General features: G+C 63.1%; 14 protein-coding genes. 5 read left to right on the top strand and 9 right to left on the bottom strand.

Features of this window, described 5'->3' with window-relative positions; all coding sequences use genetic code 11:
- Positions 1 to 2: 2 nt before the first annotated feature.
- Together treS and HX803_RS11550 are read right to left on the bottom strand one after the other, a co-directional pair.
- Positions 3 to 2,069: a maltose alpha-D-glucosyltransferase gene (gene treS / locus HX803_RS11555; RefSeq protein WP_178920672.1), complete on the bottom strand. Its 2,067-nt coding sequence runs from the start codon at positions 2,067 to 2,069 to the stop codon at positions 3 to 5.
- Positions 2,070 to 2,156: 87 nt separating this feature from the next.
- On the bottom strand, positions 2,157 to 2,924 hold the full coding sequence (locus HX803_RS11550; RefSeq protein WP_178920811.1) for an AraC family transcriptional regulator: 768 nt from the start codon (positions 2,922 to 2,924) through the stop codon (positions 2,157 to 2,159).
- A 187-nt stretch (positions 2,925 to 3,111) separates the two neighbouring features.
- Here HX803_RS11550 and HX803_RS11545 point away from each other — a divergent pair, with 187 nt between their 5' ends.
- The 5 genes from HX803_RS11545 to HX803_RS11525 are packed head-to-tail and all read left to right on the top strand — an operon-like array spanning position 3,112 to position 9,557.
- The gene (locus tag HX803_RS11545) at positions 3,112 to 4,737 is read left to right on the top strand and encodes an APC family permease (RefSeq protein WP_178920670.1); all 1,626 of its coding nucleotides are present in this window, start codon (positions 3,112 to 3,114) and stop codon (positions 4,735 to 4,737) included.
- Positions 4,738 to 4,748: 11 nt separating this feature from the next.
- Positions 4,749 to 5,675, top strand: a complete 927-nt coding sequence (locus HX803_RS11540; RefSeq protein ID WP_178920668.1) for a 4-hydroxyproline epimerase — start codon at positions 4,749 to 4,751, stop codon at positions 5,673 to 5,675.
- A 42-nt stretch (positions 5,676 to 5,717) separates the two neighbouring features.
- Positions 5,718 to 6,665, top strand: coding sequence for a dihydrodipicolinate synthase family protein (locus HX803_RS11535; RefSeq protein WP_178920666.1), 948 nt, complete (start codon positions 5,718 to 5,720; stop codon positions 6,663 to 6,665).
- A 57-nt stretch (positions 6,666 to 6,722) separates the two neighbouring features.
- On the top strand, positions 6,723 to 8,294 hold the full coding sequence (locus HX803_RS11530; protein WP_178920664.1) for an aldehyde dehydrogenase (NADP(+)): 1,572 nt from the start codon (positions 6,723 to 6,725) through the stop codon (positions 8,292 to 8,294).
- 3 nt (positions 8,295 to 8,297) lie between these two features.
- The gene (locus HX803_RS11525; RefSeq protein WP_178920662.1) at positions 8,298 to 9,557 is read left to right on the top strand and encodes an FAD-binding oxidoreductase; all 1,260 of its coding nucleotides are present in this window, start codon (positions 8,298 to 8,300) and stop codon (positions 9,555 to 9,557) included.
- On the opposite strand, the gene HX803_RS11520 is transcribed toward HX803_RS11525, so the two are convergent.
- The 7 genes from HX803_RS11520 to HX803_RS11490 form a co-directional block, all read right to left on the bottom strand.
- Positions 9,539 to 10,456, bottom strand: a complete 918-nt coding sequence (locus HX803_RS11520) for an ADP-ribosylglycohydrolase family protein (protein ID WP_178920660.1) — start codon at positions 10,454 to 10,456, stop codon at positions 9,539 to 9,541. The genes HX803_RS11525 and HX803_RS11520 overlap by 19 nt on opposite strands.
- 45 nt (positions 10,457 to 10,501) lie before the next feature.
- Positions 10,502 to 11,485: a GlxA family transcriptional regulator gene (locus HX803_RS11515; protein WP_178920809.1), complete on the bottom strand. Its 984-nt coding sequence runs from the start codon at positions 11,483 to 11,485 to the stop codon at positions 10,502 to 10,504.
- Between the two features lie 70 nt (positions 11,486 to 11,555).
- Entirely contained in the window at positions 11,556 to 12,224 is a 669-nt protein-coding gene (gene lepB, locus HX803_RS11510; protein WP_178920658.1) for a signal peptidase I, read from the bottom strand.
- Positions 12,225 to 12,637: 413 nt separating this feature from the next.
- Positions 12,638 to 13,645: a hypothetical protein gene (locus tag HX803_RS11505; RefSeq protein ID WP_178920656.1), complete on the bottom strand. Its 1,008-nt coding sequence runs from the start codon at positions 13,643 to 13,645 to the stop codon at positions 12,638 to 12,640.
- A gap of 153 nt (positions 13,646 to 13,798) precedes the next feature.
- A complete protein-coding gene (locus HX803_RS11500; protein ID WP_178920654.1) occupies positions 13,799 to 14,407 on the bottom strand; it encodes a LysE family translocator in 609 nt (202 codons plus the stop codon).
- Positions 14,408 to 14,476: 69 nt separating this feature from the next.
- The gene (locus HX803_RS11495; protein ID WP_178920652.1) at positions 14,477 to 15,421 is read right to left on the bottom strand and encodes an alpha/beta fold hydrolase; all 945 of its coding nucleotides are present in this window, start codon (positions 15,419 to 15,421) and stop codon (positions 14,477 to 14,479) included.
- A 202-nt stretch (positions 15,422 to 15,623) separates the two neighbouring features.
- On the bottom strand, positions 15,624 to 16,088 hold the full coding sequence (locus HX803_RS11490) for a hypothetical protein (protein ID WP_176995965.1): 465 nt from the start codon (positions 16,086 to 16,088) through the stop codon (positions 15,624 to 15,626).
- Positions 16,089 to 16,155: the final 67 nt, after the last annotated feature.

The following is a 16,155-nucleotide window of genomic DNA, read 5'->3' as shown; positions in this document are numbered from 1 at the left end:
TGCTACAGCATCGGCGTACTGCTGACCACCCGCAGCGCCAGGCCCTCATAGGCATCCAGGGTGATGGTGAAATCCCCTTCGGCAGTCAGGTCGCCCTCGACCCGTTCATTGATGATGTCCACCACCGGCCCAGGCGCAATGTCGGGCAGGTGCAAGGTTTCGGTGATGGGTGTCGCGCCAAAGTTGAGCGCGGTGATTTGCGTGCCCTTCCCGGCCGGCAGTTCGTGGACCATCACCAGCAAACCCGGGTGCTCCACATCCGGTACCAAAATCTGGCGGCTGGCAGCGATGTCGTAAGCCCGGCGTACCGCCAGAATTTTCTGCAGCTGCGACGCGAAGGATTCAGGGTCCTGCAACTGGCTGTTCAAGCTGCCATACAAGGTTTTCGAACGCGGCATTTGCCCTGCGGAGAGCACCGCCTCGGGGTTCAGGTCCACCAGGTCATAGGCACCGCGATGAATCCAGCGCGTATCGCCATCGGTCATCAGGTGCGCCACCTCATCCGCCGCCAACGGCAATGCGCCCACCAGGTCCCAACCGGACAAGGCAAACACCCCGGGCTGCATCGCGTTGTACATCACCAGCAGCAAATGGATCTGGCGGATTTGCACGATATCGGCGGGCGTGATGGCTTCCAGGTCGCGAATGCCCAGCGCGGCGGTGATGATACTGGCGGTGGTGCAGGACACGCCGTTGGTCACGAACTTGAGGTTGTAAGGGGCGTGTTCACCGGCCAGACGCTCGTACATCTGCTCGCGGATATGCTCGCGCAGGCTGTTGCCGGGGAACGTCTGGCCTTGGTAGGGGTAACTGTCGTGGGCGTGCAAGGTCCAGAAGTGCACCAGTTCCAAAGTCAGTTCGTCGTGGTTTTGCAACGCATGGATCAGCGAGCCGGGGTCGATGCCCTGGCTGTGCATCTCGCGCAGCATCAGGCGCAGGAACTCGGTGTCGCCCATCAACAGCGCATGTTGGTAGGCCGGGCGAGTGATGAAGTCATAGGACAAATCGGCGCCGCCGTGAGACATGGCGGCGATATCGTCGACCGTGAGGTTCAGTTCCTGAAAGCTGAAGCCCCCGGCTTTGCGGATCGCACCGCCGAGCAACTGGTTGCCGGTGATCGACAACGGGTGGCTTTCCGACCACGCGGTGCCGTCCAGCTTGCGCTCCACGCCGAGAAAGCCATTGGCATCCAGGCGCAGGATCTTCGCGCCCATCACATCAATGGCGTGCAGGGCATCGCCAATGATCATCTGTTGCGCTGCAAACGACGGGTCCAGCCAGTTCAGCGACGGCTGGCCCTCCTTGAAATAGTGCAGGTACACCCAGCGACGTGGCTTGCCGTCCACGCCCACCACCACGGGCGTGGCGCTCCAATCGGTTTCCTTCACCCCGGGTTCGAAGAAGATCACGCGCTGGAGCTGGCCGACGATGTAATGCTTGTCGCGCAGCGCATCGACCTGCTGCGGGCTGAGGTTCTGCGCATCGCGCCCCGGGCTGACGTCAGGCAGGAGCGGCCAGTCTTCTTCGCGGATCTCCACCATGTGGTACAGGCCGGGATAGTCTTCATAGGCCATTTCGGCGAGACGGAAGTCGGCGCCCTTGCCGGTGTGGGACGGGATCACGTCGTCGATGATCACCGCGTTGTGCGCAGCGGCCATGCGCGTCAGGGCCTGCAACTGCGACTCGGTGCCCAATTGCGGGTCGATCTCGAAGCTGATGCGGTCGAAATTGCCGTCGATGGTCGGCGTGTGTTCGGTGCCCGACAGGCCACCGGACTTTTTCAACGGCCCGTTATGAATGCCCTGGATACCAATCTTCGACAACGCCTGCCACAGCGCCTCATCGCCCAGCGCTTCAAGCACCGTGCCGTTCTCGCGAGTGACGATGGACGCCGGGTACGCGGTGAACCACACCGACGACAACGCTGACGCATCCCGTGGCCGCGTCTGCGCATAGGGTTGCTGCCACAATCGGCCCTGCCCCGAATACAGCCGGGCCCGCTGTCGCGCCGCGTGCAGCATCGATTGCTCCACCAGCCAGTTCACATGGTCCTTGTCCGCCGCCGTCATAAGCTTGATACCTGCCATCGTGAAAGGTTACTCGTAAGCATAGGAGCGGCAACGGGCGGCATTCGTTGCATTGGATATCCCGGGCAGTCAGGCCAGTTGCCGATACTGCCTTGGCGTAAACCCGGTCAACGCCTTGAACTGGCGGGTGAATGCGCTGTGATCGGTGTAGCCGCATTGCAGCGCCACCTCAGTGATCGGCAGCTCGGTATGCAATAGCCGGTGCGCGTGTTCCAGGCGGACTTTCTGGATCATCTGGCGCGGTGTCAGGTGGAACACGCGCTTGCAGTAGCGCTCCAGCTGCGCCACGGAAATCCCGGCGATGCGGGTCAGTTCACCCAGGGTGACGCGGCGGTTGAAGTGCTGGCGGATGTGTTCATCCACCGCCGCCAGACGCTGGTACGCCGGGTGGGTTTCGCTGGCCGATTGCAGGTCCACCGAAATACCGGCTAAGCCGATGATCTGACCGGCGTGGTTGTACAGCGGCCACTTGTGGGTCAAACACCAGCCAGGTTCGCGGCTGCCGTACAGGTGCAGTTCCAACTGATCTTCGAGCACCAGGCCCTCTTCAAGTACACGTCGGTCCTGCTCGGTGTAGCCCGGGCCCAGTTGTGCGGGGAACACGTCGGCGCTGGTCTTGCCCAGCAACGGTTGCAACTGCCGCAGGCCGCAGCGTTGCACCAGGGTGCGGTTGGCGAGCACGTAGCGCGCGTCGACATCCTTGATAAAGATCGCCGCGTTGGGGATCACATCCAGCATCGGCAACAGCTGCGCCACCCCGGCCAACAGTTGCTCGATGCTCTGGGGACGATTGGCTCCATCCCCCTGGCAAAGGCTTGCAAACGCGCTCTGCAGCATGACTTTCACTTCCCGATTCTGGCACCGACGCCGAGCAGATTGCCCCATGCCCAGGGCGCTGTCGAGCGCCGGCAATTGTGCCGAATTCGTCATTCCCGCTTGCGTAAAACATCAATCGCCGCCGAGCTGATCGGTTCACGATGTCGCCACTGCATGCCTATCCAATAACTCACAAGAAGGCGCCAACATGTCAGGTCAAGGCAAGTTCAAGAAACAACTTTCACTGATGGACCTCACCTTTATCGGGCTGGGTGCCATCTTCGGTTCGGGCTGGTTATTCGCGGCCAGCCACGTGTCGGCCATCGCAGGCCCGGCAGGGATTTTTTCCTGGTTACTCGGCGGTTTTGCCGTGCTGTTGCTCGGTATTGTCTACTGCGAACTGGGTGCCGCATTGCCCCGAGCCGGTGGTGTGGTGCGCTACCCGGTCTACTCCCACGGCCCGTTGCTGGGCTACCTGATGGGCTTTATCACACTGATCGCGTTTTCAAGCCTGGTGGCGATTGAAGTGGTCGCCTCGCGCCAATACGCAGCGGCGTGGTTCCCCGAGCTGACCAAGGCCGGTTCCAGTGACCCGACCACCCTCGGCTGGCTGGTGCAGTTCGCTCTGCTCTGCCTGTTCTTCGTCCTCAACTACCGCAGCGTGAAGACCTTCGCCATCGCCAACAACCTGGTGAGCGTGTTCAAGTTCATCGTGCCGCTGCTGGTGATTGGCGTGCTGTTCACCTTCTTCAAGCCGGCGAACTTCCAGGTCCACGGTTTTGCGCCGTTCGGTCTGTCGGGGATTGAAATGGCGGTCTCGGCCGGTGGCGTGATCTTCGCCTACCTGGGGCTGACGCCGATCATCTCGGTGGCCAGCGAAGTGAAGAACCCGCAGCGCACCATTCCCATCGCCCTGATCCTGTCGGTACTGCTGTCCACCGCCATCTACGTGCTGCTGCAAACCGCGTTCCTCGGCGGCGTGTCCACCGAAATGCTCGCCAACGGCTGGGCCGGGATCAGCAAGGAACTGGCCCTGCCTTACCGCGACATTGCCCTGGCCCTGGGCGTGGGTTGGTTGGCCTACCTGGTGGTGGCGGATGCGGTGATCTCTCCCAGCGGCTGCGGCAACATCTACATGAACGCCACGCCGCGTGTGGTGTATGGCTGGGCGCAGACCGGCACGTTCTTCAAGATCTTCACGCGTATCGATGAGAAGTCCGGCATCCCGCGCCCGGCGCTGTGGCTGACCTTTGGCCTGTCGGTGTTCTGGACCCTGCCGTTCCCGTCCTGGGAAGCGCTGATCAACGTGGTGTCAGCCGCGCTGATCCTGAGCTACGCCGTGGCCCCGGTCACCGTCGCCGCCCTGCGCCGCAACGCCCCGGGCATGGCGCGGCCGTTCCGGGTCAAGGGCCTGGGTGTGCTCGGCCCGCTGTCGTTCATCATCGCGGCGCTGATCGTGTACTGGTCGGGCTGGAGCACCGTGTCCTGGCTGCTCGGCCTGCAGATCCTGATGTTCGTGGTGTACCTGCTGTGCGCTCGCTGGGTGCCCACTGCCCACCTGAACCTCAAGCAACAAGTGCGCTCGTCAGCCTGGCTGATCGGCTTCTACGCGGTGACCATCCTGCTGTCCAAGCTCGGCAGCTTTGGCGGCATCGGCGTGATCAGCCACCCGTTTGACACGGTGGTCGTCGCGGTCTGCGCCTTGGGCATCTATTACTGGGGCGCCGCCACCGGCGTGCCAGCGCACCTGGTCCGTCTGGAAACCGAAGACGACGAAAGCGAAGTCGTCAGCGAAGCCCCCTACCGCGCACCGCTGTCCCCGGCCACCCATTGATGGAGCGTTTTATGAAACGGTTGCACGTTATCGACTCCCACACCGGCGGCGAACCCACGCGCCTGGTGATGAACGGGTTCCCCGAACTCACCGGCGCGACCATCGCCGACCAACTGCACAACCTGCGCACCCAGCACGATCAATGGCGCCGTGCCTGCCTGCTGGAACCGCGCGGCAATGATGTACTGGTGGGGGCGCTGTACTGCGAACCCGTCACGCCCGGGGCGACCTGCGGGGTAATCTTTTTCAACAACGCCGGTTACCTGGGCATGTGCGGCCACGGCACCCTTGGCCTGGTTGCCTCGTTGCACCACTTGGGGCGCATCACGCCGGGGGATCACACGATTGACACGCCAGTGGGCCCGGTGACTGCCACCCTGCACGCCGACGGCGCCGTGACCCTGCGCAACGTGCCAGCCTACCGCTTTCGCCAGCAGGTGGCGGTCCAGGTTCCGGGCTACGGCGAAGTACTCGGGGATATTGCCTGGGGCGGCAACTGGTTTTTCCTGGTGTCGGAGCACGGCCAGGATTTGGAAATGGGCAACGTCGATGTCCTCACCGACTACACCTGGGCGATGCTCAAGGCCCTGGAAGACCAGGGCATCCACGGGGCGGACGGCGCACTGATCGACCACATCGAACTGTTCGCCGACGACGCCCACGCCAACAGCCGCAACTTCGTGATGTGCCCCGGCAAAGCCTATGACCGCTCTCCCTGCGGCACCGGTACCAGCGCCAAACTCGCGTGCCTGGCCGCCGACGGAAAACTGCAGCAGGGTGAGGTGTGGGTACAAGCCAGCATCACCGGCAGCCAATTCGAAGGCCGTTATGAATGGGACGGCGAACACGTGCGCCCCTTCATCACCGGCCGCGCCTACATGACCGCCGACAGCACCCTGCTGATCGACGAGCAAGACCCTTTCGCCTGGGGCATCTGAGCCCCAGCCGTGTTTATCTGAACGTTGTAAGGAGCAAGAACAATGAGCGACAACATCTTCACCGGCTGCATCCCCGCGCTGATGACCCCGTGCACCGCCGACCGCCAGCCAGACTTCGACGCGTTGGTCGCCAAGGGCCGTGAACTGATCGACATCGGCATGAGCGCCGTGGTGTATTGCGGCTCCATGGGTGACTGGCCGCTGCTCACCGAAGCCCAGCGCCAGGAAGGCGTGGCGCGCCTGGTCGCGGCCGGCGTACCGACCATTGTCGGCACCGGTGCGGTCAACAGCCGTGAAGCGGTGGCCCACGCCGCCCATGCCGCCAAGGTCGGTGCCCACGGCTTGATGGTGATTCCTCGCGTGCTGTCCCGGGGTGCTTCGGCGACCGCGCAAAAAGCCCACTTTGCCGCGATCCTCAATGCGGCGCCAAACCTGCCGGCGGTGATCTACAACAGCCCGTACTACGGCTTCGCCACCCGCGCCGACCTGTTCTTCGAACTGCGCCGCGAACACCCCAACCTGATTGGCTTCAAGGAATTCGGCGGCGGTGCCGACCTGCGTTACGCCGCAGAGAACATCACCTCCCAGGACGATGACGTGACCCTGATGGTCGGTGTCGATACCCAAGTGGTCCACGGTTTCGTCAACTGCAACGCCACCGGTGCCATCACCGGCATCGGCAACGCCCTGCCACGGGAAGTGCTGCACCTGGTGGCGCTGAGCAAAAAAGCCGCCAAGGGCGACGCCAAGGCCCGTCGCCTGGCCCGTGAACTGGAAGCGGCGCTGGCGGTGCTGTCGTCGTTCGACGAAGGCTGCGACCTGGTGCTGTATTACAAGCACTTGATGGTGCTCAACGGCGACCAGGGCTACGCCCTGCATTTCAACGAGACCGACGTACTCAGCGATGCCCAGCGCCGCTATGCCGAGCAGCAATACGCGCTGTTCCGCCAGTGGTACGCCAACTGGTCGGCCGAACAGAACCTAGCCTGACCCTGCGCGCCGCTGTGGTTCTCACAGCGGCCCCCCCCTTTTTTTCAGGACGACCCCATGACTCTGACGGGCAAGATGCTGATCGGTCAGCACTCACTCTCTGGCCATCGCGAAGCGATCCGGGCCATCAACCCCGCCACCGACACACCGCTGGAACCGGCCTACGCCGGTGGCAACGGCGAGCATGTCGCTCAAGCCTGCGCCTTGGCCTGGGCCGCTTTTGACACTTACCGCGAAACCTCCCTGGCGGCACGCGCCACGTTTCTTGAAATCATCGCCGACCGCATCGAGGCCCTGGGCGACGAGTTGATCGAACGCGCCGTGGCCGAAACCGGCCTGCCGCGCCCGCGCCTCCTCGGTGAGCGCGGCCGTACCTGCGGGCAACTGCGCACCTTTGCCCGTACCGTGCGCGCCGGTGAATGGCTGGACGTGCGCGTCGACACCGCACAACCCGAGCGCCAGCCCCTGCCCCGTGCAGACCTGCGCCAACGCCATGTACCGCTGGGCCCGGTGGCGGTGTTTGGCGCCAGCAACTTCCCGCTGGCCTTTTCCGTGGCCGGCGGCGATACAGCGTCGGCACTCGCCGCGGGTTGCCCGGTGATCGTCAAGGCCCATGGTGCACACCCGGGTACCAGTGAACTGGTGGGGCGCGCGGTTGCCCAGGCGGTCAATCAGTGCGGGCTGCCAGAGGGTGTGTTTTCGCTGCTGTACGGCTCAGGCCGTGAGGTCGGGATAGCGCTGGTGACTGACCCGCGTATCAAGGCGGTCGGGTTTACCGGTTCGCGCAGCGGCGGCGTTGCCTTGACCCAGGCGGCGCAGGCACGGCCGGAGCCGATTCCGGTGTATGCCGAAATGAGTTCGATCAACCCGGTGTACCTGTTTGCTGCGGCACTTGAAGCGCGAGCTGAAAGTTTGGCCCAGGGGTTTGTCGCATCGTTGACCCAAGGCGCCGGGCAGTTTTGCACCAACCCCGGTCTGGTGATTGCCATCGCTGGAAGCGGACTGGATCGCTTCATCGGCGCGGCCGGCGAACAACTCGCACAGTGCACCGCCCAGACCATGCTCACGCCCGGTATCTTCAGCGCTTACCAAGCGGGCGTCGGCAGCTTGGCAACCCATGCCAACGTTGTCGCCAAGGGCCTTCAAGCCCAGGGGCCGAACCAGGGCCAGGCGCATTTGTTCGTGACCCAGGCCAAGGCGTTTTTGACCAACACACACCTGCAAGCTGAAGTATTCGGCGCGGCTTCGCTGGTGGTGATCTGTGCCGATGAACGTGAAGTGCGCGAGGTTTCCGAGCATTTAGAGGGGCAACTCACGGCCACCTTGCACCTGGATGAGGGTGACCTGCCTTACGCCAAGGCATTGCTCCCGGTGTTGGAACGCAAAGCCGGGCGCTTGCTGGTCAACGGTTGGCCGACGGGGGTGGAAGTGTGTGACGCCATGGTCCACGGCGGACCGTTCCCGGCCACCTCCGACTCGCGCAGTACCTCGGTCGGTACGGCGGCGATCCTGCGGTTCCTGCGCCCGGTGTGCTACCAGGACTTCCCCGACACCCTGCTGCCCGACGCCCTGCAACACGGCAACCCGTTGCTGTTGCGGCGGTTGCTCAACGGCCAGAGAGAGGCCTAGGCCATGCCCGATTCCAACCGCCCAGACATCGCCGTCGTCGGCGCCGGTATCATCGGCGTCGCCTCTGCCCTGCAATTGGCGCGTCAGGGCCTGCGGGTCGTGGTGATAGACCCGCAGGAACCGGGCATGGGCGCGTCCTACGGCAACGCCGGGCACCTGGCGACCGAGCAGGTGTTTCCCATCGCCGACGCGTCGATCCTCAAGCGCCTGCCCGCCATGCTGCTGGACCCCATGGGCCCACTGCGCCTGGACTGGAAGTACCTGCCCCGCGCCCTGCCCTGGTTTGTGCGCCTGCTGCTCAACCTGCGCCCGGCCAGCTACCGGCGTACCGTGGCGGGTATCCGCGCGCTGAACGAAGGCAGCCTGGGTGCCTGGCAACGTGTGCTGGGGTCTATCGGGCGCCCGCAGTTGTTGCGCGAAGACGGCTCGCTGCTGGTGTATGAACGCGCCGACTCCCGTGCCGCCCTTGATGCGGTGCAGGTGCGCATGCAGCAGCAAAACGTGCCGGTGGCCTACTGGTCTGGCGATGCTATCCGTGAAGCCGCGCCGCCATTGAGCGAGGGTATTCAAGGCGGGCTGTTCTTCCCCGCCACCGGGCATTTTCTCGACCCGTACCAGGTGGTGTGCGAGCTGGTCAGCGCTGCCAAGGCCGAGGGCGTGCAGTTTCTCAAGCAACGCGTGATGGATGGCCGAGTACACGCCGATGGCGTTTCGTTGGTCTGTGATCAAGGCTCCTTCGCGGCCCGCCAGGTGCTGATCGCCTGCGGAGCGCATTCGGCCAAGCTCACCGCGGCGCTGACGGGCAAGCACGTACCGCTGGACACCGAACGCGGTTACCACCTGATGCTGCCCCATGAGCATCAACGCCTGCCCTTCGCCGTTACGTCGCTTGAGCGCAAGTTCATCATGACGCCCATGGCCGGCGGCTTGCGCCTGGCTGGCACGGTGGAATTCGCCGGGCTGGAACGCCCGGCCAACCTGCAACGCGCCTGGCAACTGCACCGCTTGAGCCAGGGCTTGTTCCGCGACGACCTGAACACCCGCGACGCCACCCCCTGGATGGGCTTTCGGCCCTCCCTGCCGGACTCGCTGCCAATCATCGATCGGGTGTGCGACGGCAAGGTGCTGCTTGCGTTCGGTCATCAGCACCTGGGGTTGACCCAGGCGGCGGTAACGGCGGAAATGATTGGGCAACTCGCTTCAACGGCCCCGACATTCTCAGGCTTGCCTGCGCTTGCGCCCTATCAACTGGACAGGTTTTGAGAAGCCCTCAATAGCGCGTCGGCCATCTCCTGGATCTCATCGCGCATGTGCAAGGTATCCAGCCAATGCGTCGGGATACCGGCTACGCCGTAAAAAGCGCCAGCCAGTTGCCCCACAATGGCGGCCGTGGTGTCGGCATCGTTGCCCAGGTTGGCCGCCGCCAACACTGCGTCAGCAAAGCTGTGGGTGTAATGAAAACACCAGAACGCTGCTTCGAGTGCCGCCACCGAATACCCCGAGCCGATGATGTCCTCACGGGGTTTGTCGCGGTACTCACCGCGCGCGATGGCCTCGACTTTTGGCGCGCTCAGTAGGGTTTGAGAGAGGTTTAAAACCTGTTCCTTGGGTAGACCGTCCAAGGCATTTGATAGCGCCTCGGCCAGCAGCCAACAACATTCTATGGCCTCTTGGGCGGCGTGGGTCGTTCGAGAACTTTCCCCACTGTAGAAGCGCACCTTCTCTCGGTCCGGGAAATAGAGCAGCACCACCGGTGCCAAGCGCATCAGCGAACCGTTGCCCGCAGAAAACGGGTCGGTAGAGCCCGCAAACGGGTCACCGTCCTCCTGATATTTTGCCAACGCGGTACGCACCGTCAGGCCGATATCAAAACACTCGCCCGTCGCGCTCAAATAGCCCCATGTCCACCAGTTCAGGTAACGCCCCATCTGGTCCGCAGCATCGAAGCCGCCCTTGCGTATCAGGCTCTCGGCGAGGCACAGCGCCATCGACGTATCGTCGGTCCATTGGCCACACTTCAGGTTGAACGGGCCACCGCCCACCATATCCACCAGGGGTTCAAACGAGCCCCGAGGCATGAACTCAACGGTGGTGCCCACCGCATCACCGCACGCCAACCCCAGCAAACTCCCGCGATAGCGGTCTACACACGTAACAGACATCAGCATTCCTTGATAAAAAGCCCATCCCGACAAACAGGGGCTATGCTACTTGACCAACCGTTTCTCCTTGGAGGGGCGATATCCGAAATACGCGCTGTAACACTTGCTGAAATGACTCGGCGACACAAACCCGCACGCCACCAGCACGTCCACCTGTGACAGCTCGGTGTGCTGCAACAGCCGCCGCGCCTCGGTCACCCGCAATTCCATGTAATAGCGTTGCGGGGTGGTGCCCAGTTGCTCCTTGAACAGCCGCTCCAACTGACGGCGCGAGCGACCGGCGTAGACCGCCAACTGGTCCAGCTCCAACGGTTCTTCAAGGTTGGAATCCATCAGCTTGACCACTTCACGCAGGGGCGCGCTGACGCAGACGTTTTCGGTGGGTTTGATGCGCCGGTAGCGCGACTCTTCGAAGGACAGAATGTCTTCAATGCCTTCGACCAATGCCTTGCCGTGCAGGCTTTTGATCCAGTCGAGCGCCATATGGAAGGCACCCGAGGGGCTGGAGGCCGTGAGGCGGTCGCGGTCGATCACATAGGGTTCGCTGGTGACCTGGGCCGCCTTGGCTACTTCCGCCAAGGCCGGCCGGTGTTCGGGGTGGATGGCGCAGCGGTAGCCTTGCAGTAACCCGGCGCGGCCAAGGAACCACGAGCCATTCCACAACCCGGCGAGGTTCACGCCGTGTTCGGCGGCGCTGCCCAGCAACTGGTTGAACTCATCACTGGCCTTGAGCTCGGTGCGGAAACCGCCGCAGATCACCAGCAGGTCAAGGTCTTGCAGCACCGCCGGCACAAGGCGCGCATCCGGGCGGATCACCAGGCCCAGGTCGCTGATGACTTCGCCATCGTCCCAGCCGAAGGTGCGCGTGGCGAACAGTTGCGGGCGCAACAGGTTGGCGGTCACCAGGGTGTCGAGGGTCTGGGTGAAGGCCGGCAGGGAGAAATGTTCGAGCAACAAGAAGCCGACGCGGGTGGCCGGCGTCGGCTGTTGCGGGTTTTCGTTCAGGTAGCGCAGGTTCTTGCCTTTCATGCCACCGCTGAATTGGCGTCTTTCCATCGAGGGTTGGCCCACTCTTATTGTTGATGCAGTGGGCGCTATCTTAGAGGATTGGCGAGCCAAAGCGGCTAAATCGTGGCATCCAGTTATCGAGGATCTTCGCGGAGGCCAGGATATGGTGCGCATGCCCGATCAGCAGGCGGCGCGGCACAAAGCCGATGTAGCGTGAATCGGCGCTGTTGTCGCGATTGTCCCCGAGCATGAAGTAGCTGTCGGCCGGCACCACCACCGGGCCGAAGTCCCGTGCAGCACGCACCGCCGGCATGAACTGCACCGTACGCCGGCTACTGCTGGCCAGTTCAGTGAGCTTGATGCCCGGGATGGTTTGCCCCGGCCCCATGGGCTCGCTGATCGCCTGTTCATCCTGATAGGTGGCTGGCACACCGTTGACCCACAGCACCTCGTCCTTCATTTGCAGGGTGTCGCCGGGGATGCCGACGATGCGCTTGATCAGGCGCTCGCCGTCCTTGGGCGAGGAAAACGTCACCACATCGCCGCGTTGCGGGTTGCCCAACTCGGCCAGGGAGATATCCGTGAGTGGCAGCTTGAGGTCATAGGCCACGCGGTTAACCAACACCACATCGCCTTCCACCAGGGTCGGGCGCATGGAGCCGGAGGGGATCGGGTTCCAGTCGGCCAACGAGGTACGGAAGATGCCGAAGCACAGCCAAAAAATGATCGCGTAACGGTACTTGCTCAGCCAACGTCGCATACATCCTCGCTCTGCATCAATCGGCGTAGAGCAGTGTCTACGCCAGCCACGGTCACTTTTGGCAACAATCATTGCCCGACATGAAGATTACATTAAGGCACAAGGCTTGGCGTGCAATGCACGGTATAAACGGCTGATCTTCATAAAGCCGGTGCTCTGCAAAGCCCTGTGCTGAGCACTCACAGCCCCATCTGATACGGTTTTTTCTTTTGCATCTGCGTCTGTATCGAAATCTGCCCCGGGCGGACAATGGCGTCACTCCCGACACCCGTGTCGAGCGCGGCAGGAATCTCCCCGCCGTCCCCTTCCCTTCGGAGGCCTTATGACCAAGATGGCACTTTTCCTGTTCGGCTTTCTGGTGCTGACCATCGGCATCGGCCTGCTGGCGACCATCTCGCCGGTTTAAGCAGTACTCAGCGGAACGTCACCATTTCGAAATCCGCCGAGGTGCCCGCGGCCTGCGCCGCCAGGTCGCTGATCGCAATTGTGCGCACCTGCACGCCCTCATTCCACGGGTTGGTGTAACTGAGCTGGCCACTCGCCGGGTCGATATGGATGATCGCGAAGGCATGCCCGTCACCTTTGGACCAATCGCCATTCCGCGCCGGTTTGCCGCCGAACACGATAGCCGCCCGGCTGCCGACACCACTCGCATGGCTCAACAGAAACTGGGGGATGTCCTGGGGCGAACTGTGGGCGTCGGCCAGGCGCTGGTGATCACCGTACTGACCCGCCAGCAGCTCCATGACCTTGTTGGTCGGCAGCGAGCCCTTGGCCGGGTCGAGGTGGAAGTACTGGAACATCGCCCCTACCACCGCCGCCGCGGGCGCGTCGCCCTTGCCATATTGGTCGAGGTCGGCGGCTTGCAGGTGGAACACCGTTGAAGGCGCGCCCGGCAGGCTCACATTGAAGCTGCCGTCCGCATTGAGCGTGACACCGCGTTGCAGGATCTGCGCGCCCATCTGGGTGTTGGAGAACGCCTTGACCACCGAAATGCCCACACAGTCGCCTTCGCTGGTCTGGTTCAGGTGGGTGCCGATCGGCTGGGTGATGGGGTTGCCGGCCAGGGCGGGATTCCAGGGGCCGGCGTCGATCACGCTGCCCTTGGCGTCGCGCTGCAAGGCGCGAATGCTGCCGTCGGCGCTGTAGCTGCCGTCGCTCAGGGAGGCGACGATGTTTTTCACGTCGGTGTTGAGGTTGTCACGCGCTCCGCCATCACGCTGCATCGTCGCCTGGAACGCCTGGGCTGCTGTCGTGATGCGCTGGCGGGTGTCGGCATCAGGCCGGCCGCCGCGGCTGCGGTCAAGCTCGGTGATCAATTGGTGGTACGTGGTTTCAATGGCGCGGATGCCGACGAGGTTATCGGCATGGGCGGCGACGGACGCCGCCATGAGCACAGCAAGGACGAGGGGACGCTTCACGCTCGGGTTTCTCATAGAAGGATTCTGAAGCGATACTTCGAACCCGACGCCCGTTCAATCGCTTCGTGCCGCAACATCCCGTAGCAGGCCTGACATGCAGCGCCGAGCATGCAGTAGCCCGTCAAACCCCGTCAATGGCGGCACGCGGCTATATCAGCTGGCAACCAGCATCGGGTACAACGACACCACCAACAGCGCGGCCATCGACCAGTTGAACAGTCGCAGCCAGCGCGGTTCGCGCAACACGTTGCGCAGCCCGCTGCCACACACCACCCACACACAGACACTGGGCAAGTTGACCACGGCAAACACCAGGGCAATCACCAGCACATTGGTCACGTAGCCCTCAGCCGGCGTGTAGGTGGTGATCGCCCCCAGCGCCATGATCCAGGCCTTGGGGTTGACCCACTGAAAGGCTGCGGCGCCCAGGAACGTCATCGGCTTGCCCTGTGCATCACTGCCCTCGGACATGCCCCCGGCGTTGGCGATTTTCCACGCCAGGTACAGCAAGTAGGCGGCGCCGGCATAGCGCAATACGGTATAGGCCCACGGGAACACCTTGAACACCTCGCCCAGCCCCAGCCCGACCGAAATCACCAGCAGCATGAACCCCACGCTGATCCCCAGCGCATGGGGCATGGAACGGCGAAAACCGAAGTTCACCCCCGACGCCAGCAGCATGGTGTTGTTGGGCCCCGGCGTGATCGACGACACAAAGGCGAACAGCACAAAGGCCGACAACAGGCTGGTAGACATGAACATGGTGCGGCATCCAGGCGATGAGGTATGCCTGCGACAGTAGTGGTTTCTGGATCCAACCGCCCCGTACAGCTAGGGGCGGATCGAGGAATACACTTTGGCGCGCTCGAGAAACCGGCGACAGTGCGCTGCGGTTTGCTCGGTGCACTCGATCATCGGCAGGTGGCCGATGCCGTCGAGGATCTCCAGGTGCGCATGGGGAATGCCCGCCAGCCAGGTGTGCGCGCTGGCCACTGGCACCATGCGGTCTTCGCGGCCCCACAGGATCAGGCTGGGCACCCGCACCTGGGGCAGCCAGGGTTCCAGGCGCGGGCTGTCGGAGAAGTTGGCGAAGATCTCAGTCAAGGCCTCGCGCCGGCGGATGTAGGTGTGTGCTTCGGCGGCCAGCAGCACTTCAGGAATGTAGGGTGGCGCGGCCATGGTCATGGCGAAAAAGCGGTCGAACTGTGCCCGTGAATGAATCAGGAACGGGTTGTCGCCGCGGTTGACCAGTTCTTCCACTTCGTTCGGTTGCGGCAAGTGCACACCCGCCGCACCGATCAGTCCCAGGGAAATCACGCGCTGCGGGTAATGGGTCGCCAACCAGGTGGCCACATAGGCGCCCATGGAACTGCCGATCACATGCACCTTGTCGATGTGACACGCGTCCAGCATCGCCACCATGCGCCGCGCCTGAGCCGCGATGCTGTAGTCGCCGCCTGCCACAAAGGCATTTTTACCGTGGCCGGCAAGGTCCGGGATCAGCAGCCGATAGTCGTCGACAAAGTGCCGGGCAAACCCCAGCCACACGCCTTTGTCGGCACTGAACCCGTGCAGCAGCAACAGGGCTGGCGCGTGGCGCTCCCCACCCTGGTAAGTGGCCAGGGTCATGCCCTTGATCGGCACGGTGATCGCCTTGAGCCGCGAGCGCCGCGATTCGACACGGGCGATGACCTCGAACAGCACGTCCCCAACCCGTGGGTACGTCCACCACACGCACGCGGCAACGATGGCAAGCACAGCAACCACGACAAGCATCAAGGCATCTCCGACAGCGAGGTGAATAAACGGATGGCAGGCAATCGCGGGCGCACTGCAATTGGATTGCCTTCACTGATCGGTATACTTGCGCACTTCGCTTGAATCGGCGCTGAACACATCACGAAAGGAAGAAAGATGGGTAAACGGTTCCCGACCAACCTCCCGGGAACCGTTTATCAGGCCTGACAGCGCCCGTCACTCAGTTCTGCGGCCGTTGCTTGGTCGAATCCAGCTCGGCTTTCTTGGCGGTGCTGATTTCGGTGATCTGCGCCGACTTGGCGATCGCCAGGTCAAAGGTGTCCTGCATCTTGGCGATGGCATCGGTCGAGGTGCCGTTCAAGCCACCGTTGGCCGCCCAATCGAAGTTCCACACGCCGGACAGGTTATCGGCACCGGCCACGTCGTGGGTTTCGATGGCGGTGAATACGTCCGGATGACGCTCCATGTACTTGGCCGCGTCGGACACATTGGCGGGCACCTTGCCAGAAGCATTGTTAGCTAGCTGTGTCAGCTCTTGCTTGGTAATGGCCGACTTGCCGCTCTGGCGCATGTAGTCGGCGATCACCTTGCTGGACTTGGCGATGTTCAACTTGTCATCGAACGAGGACGGTGAAGACTTTGGCGTGCTCGGCCCGCCGGTCGCGGGCGTTACGGTAGTAGACATCGGCGCTGCTCCCTCAATGAAACGAATGAAATCGTCGTGCTGACGATACCCCGTCGCGGACGGTAGC

It is taken from the genome of Pseudomonas sp. P7548 (genome assembly GCF_013386585.1).
Lineage (GTDB): Bacteria > Pseudomonadota > Gammaproteobacteria > Pseudomonadales > Pseudomonadaceae > Aquipseudomonas.
This window is presented reverse-complemented; position numbering and strand designations above follow the sequence as displayed.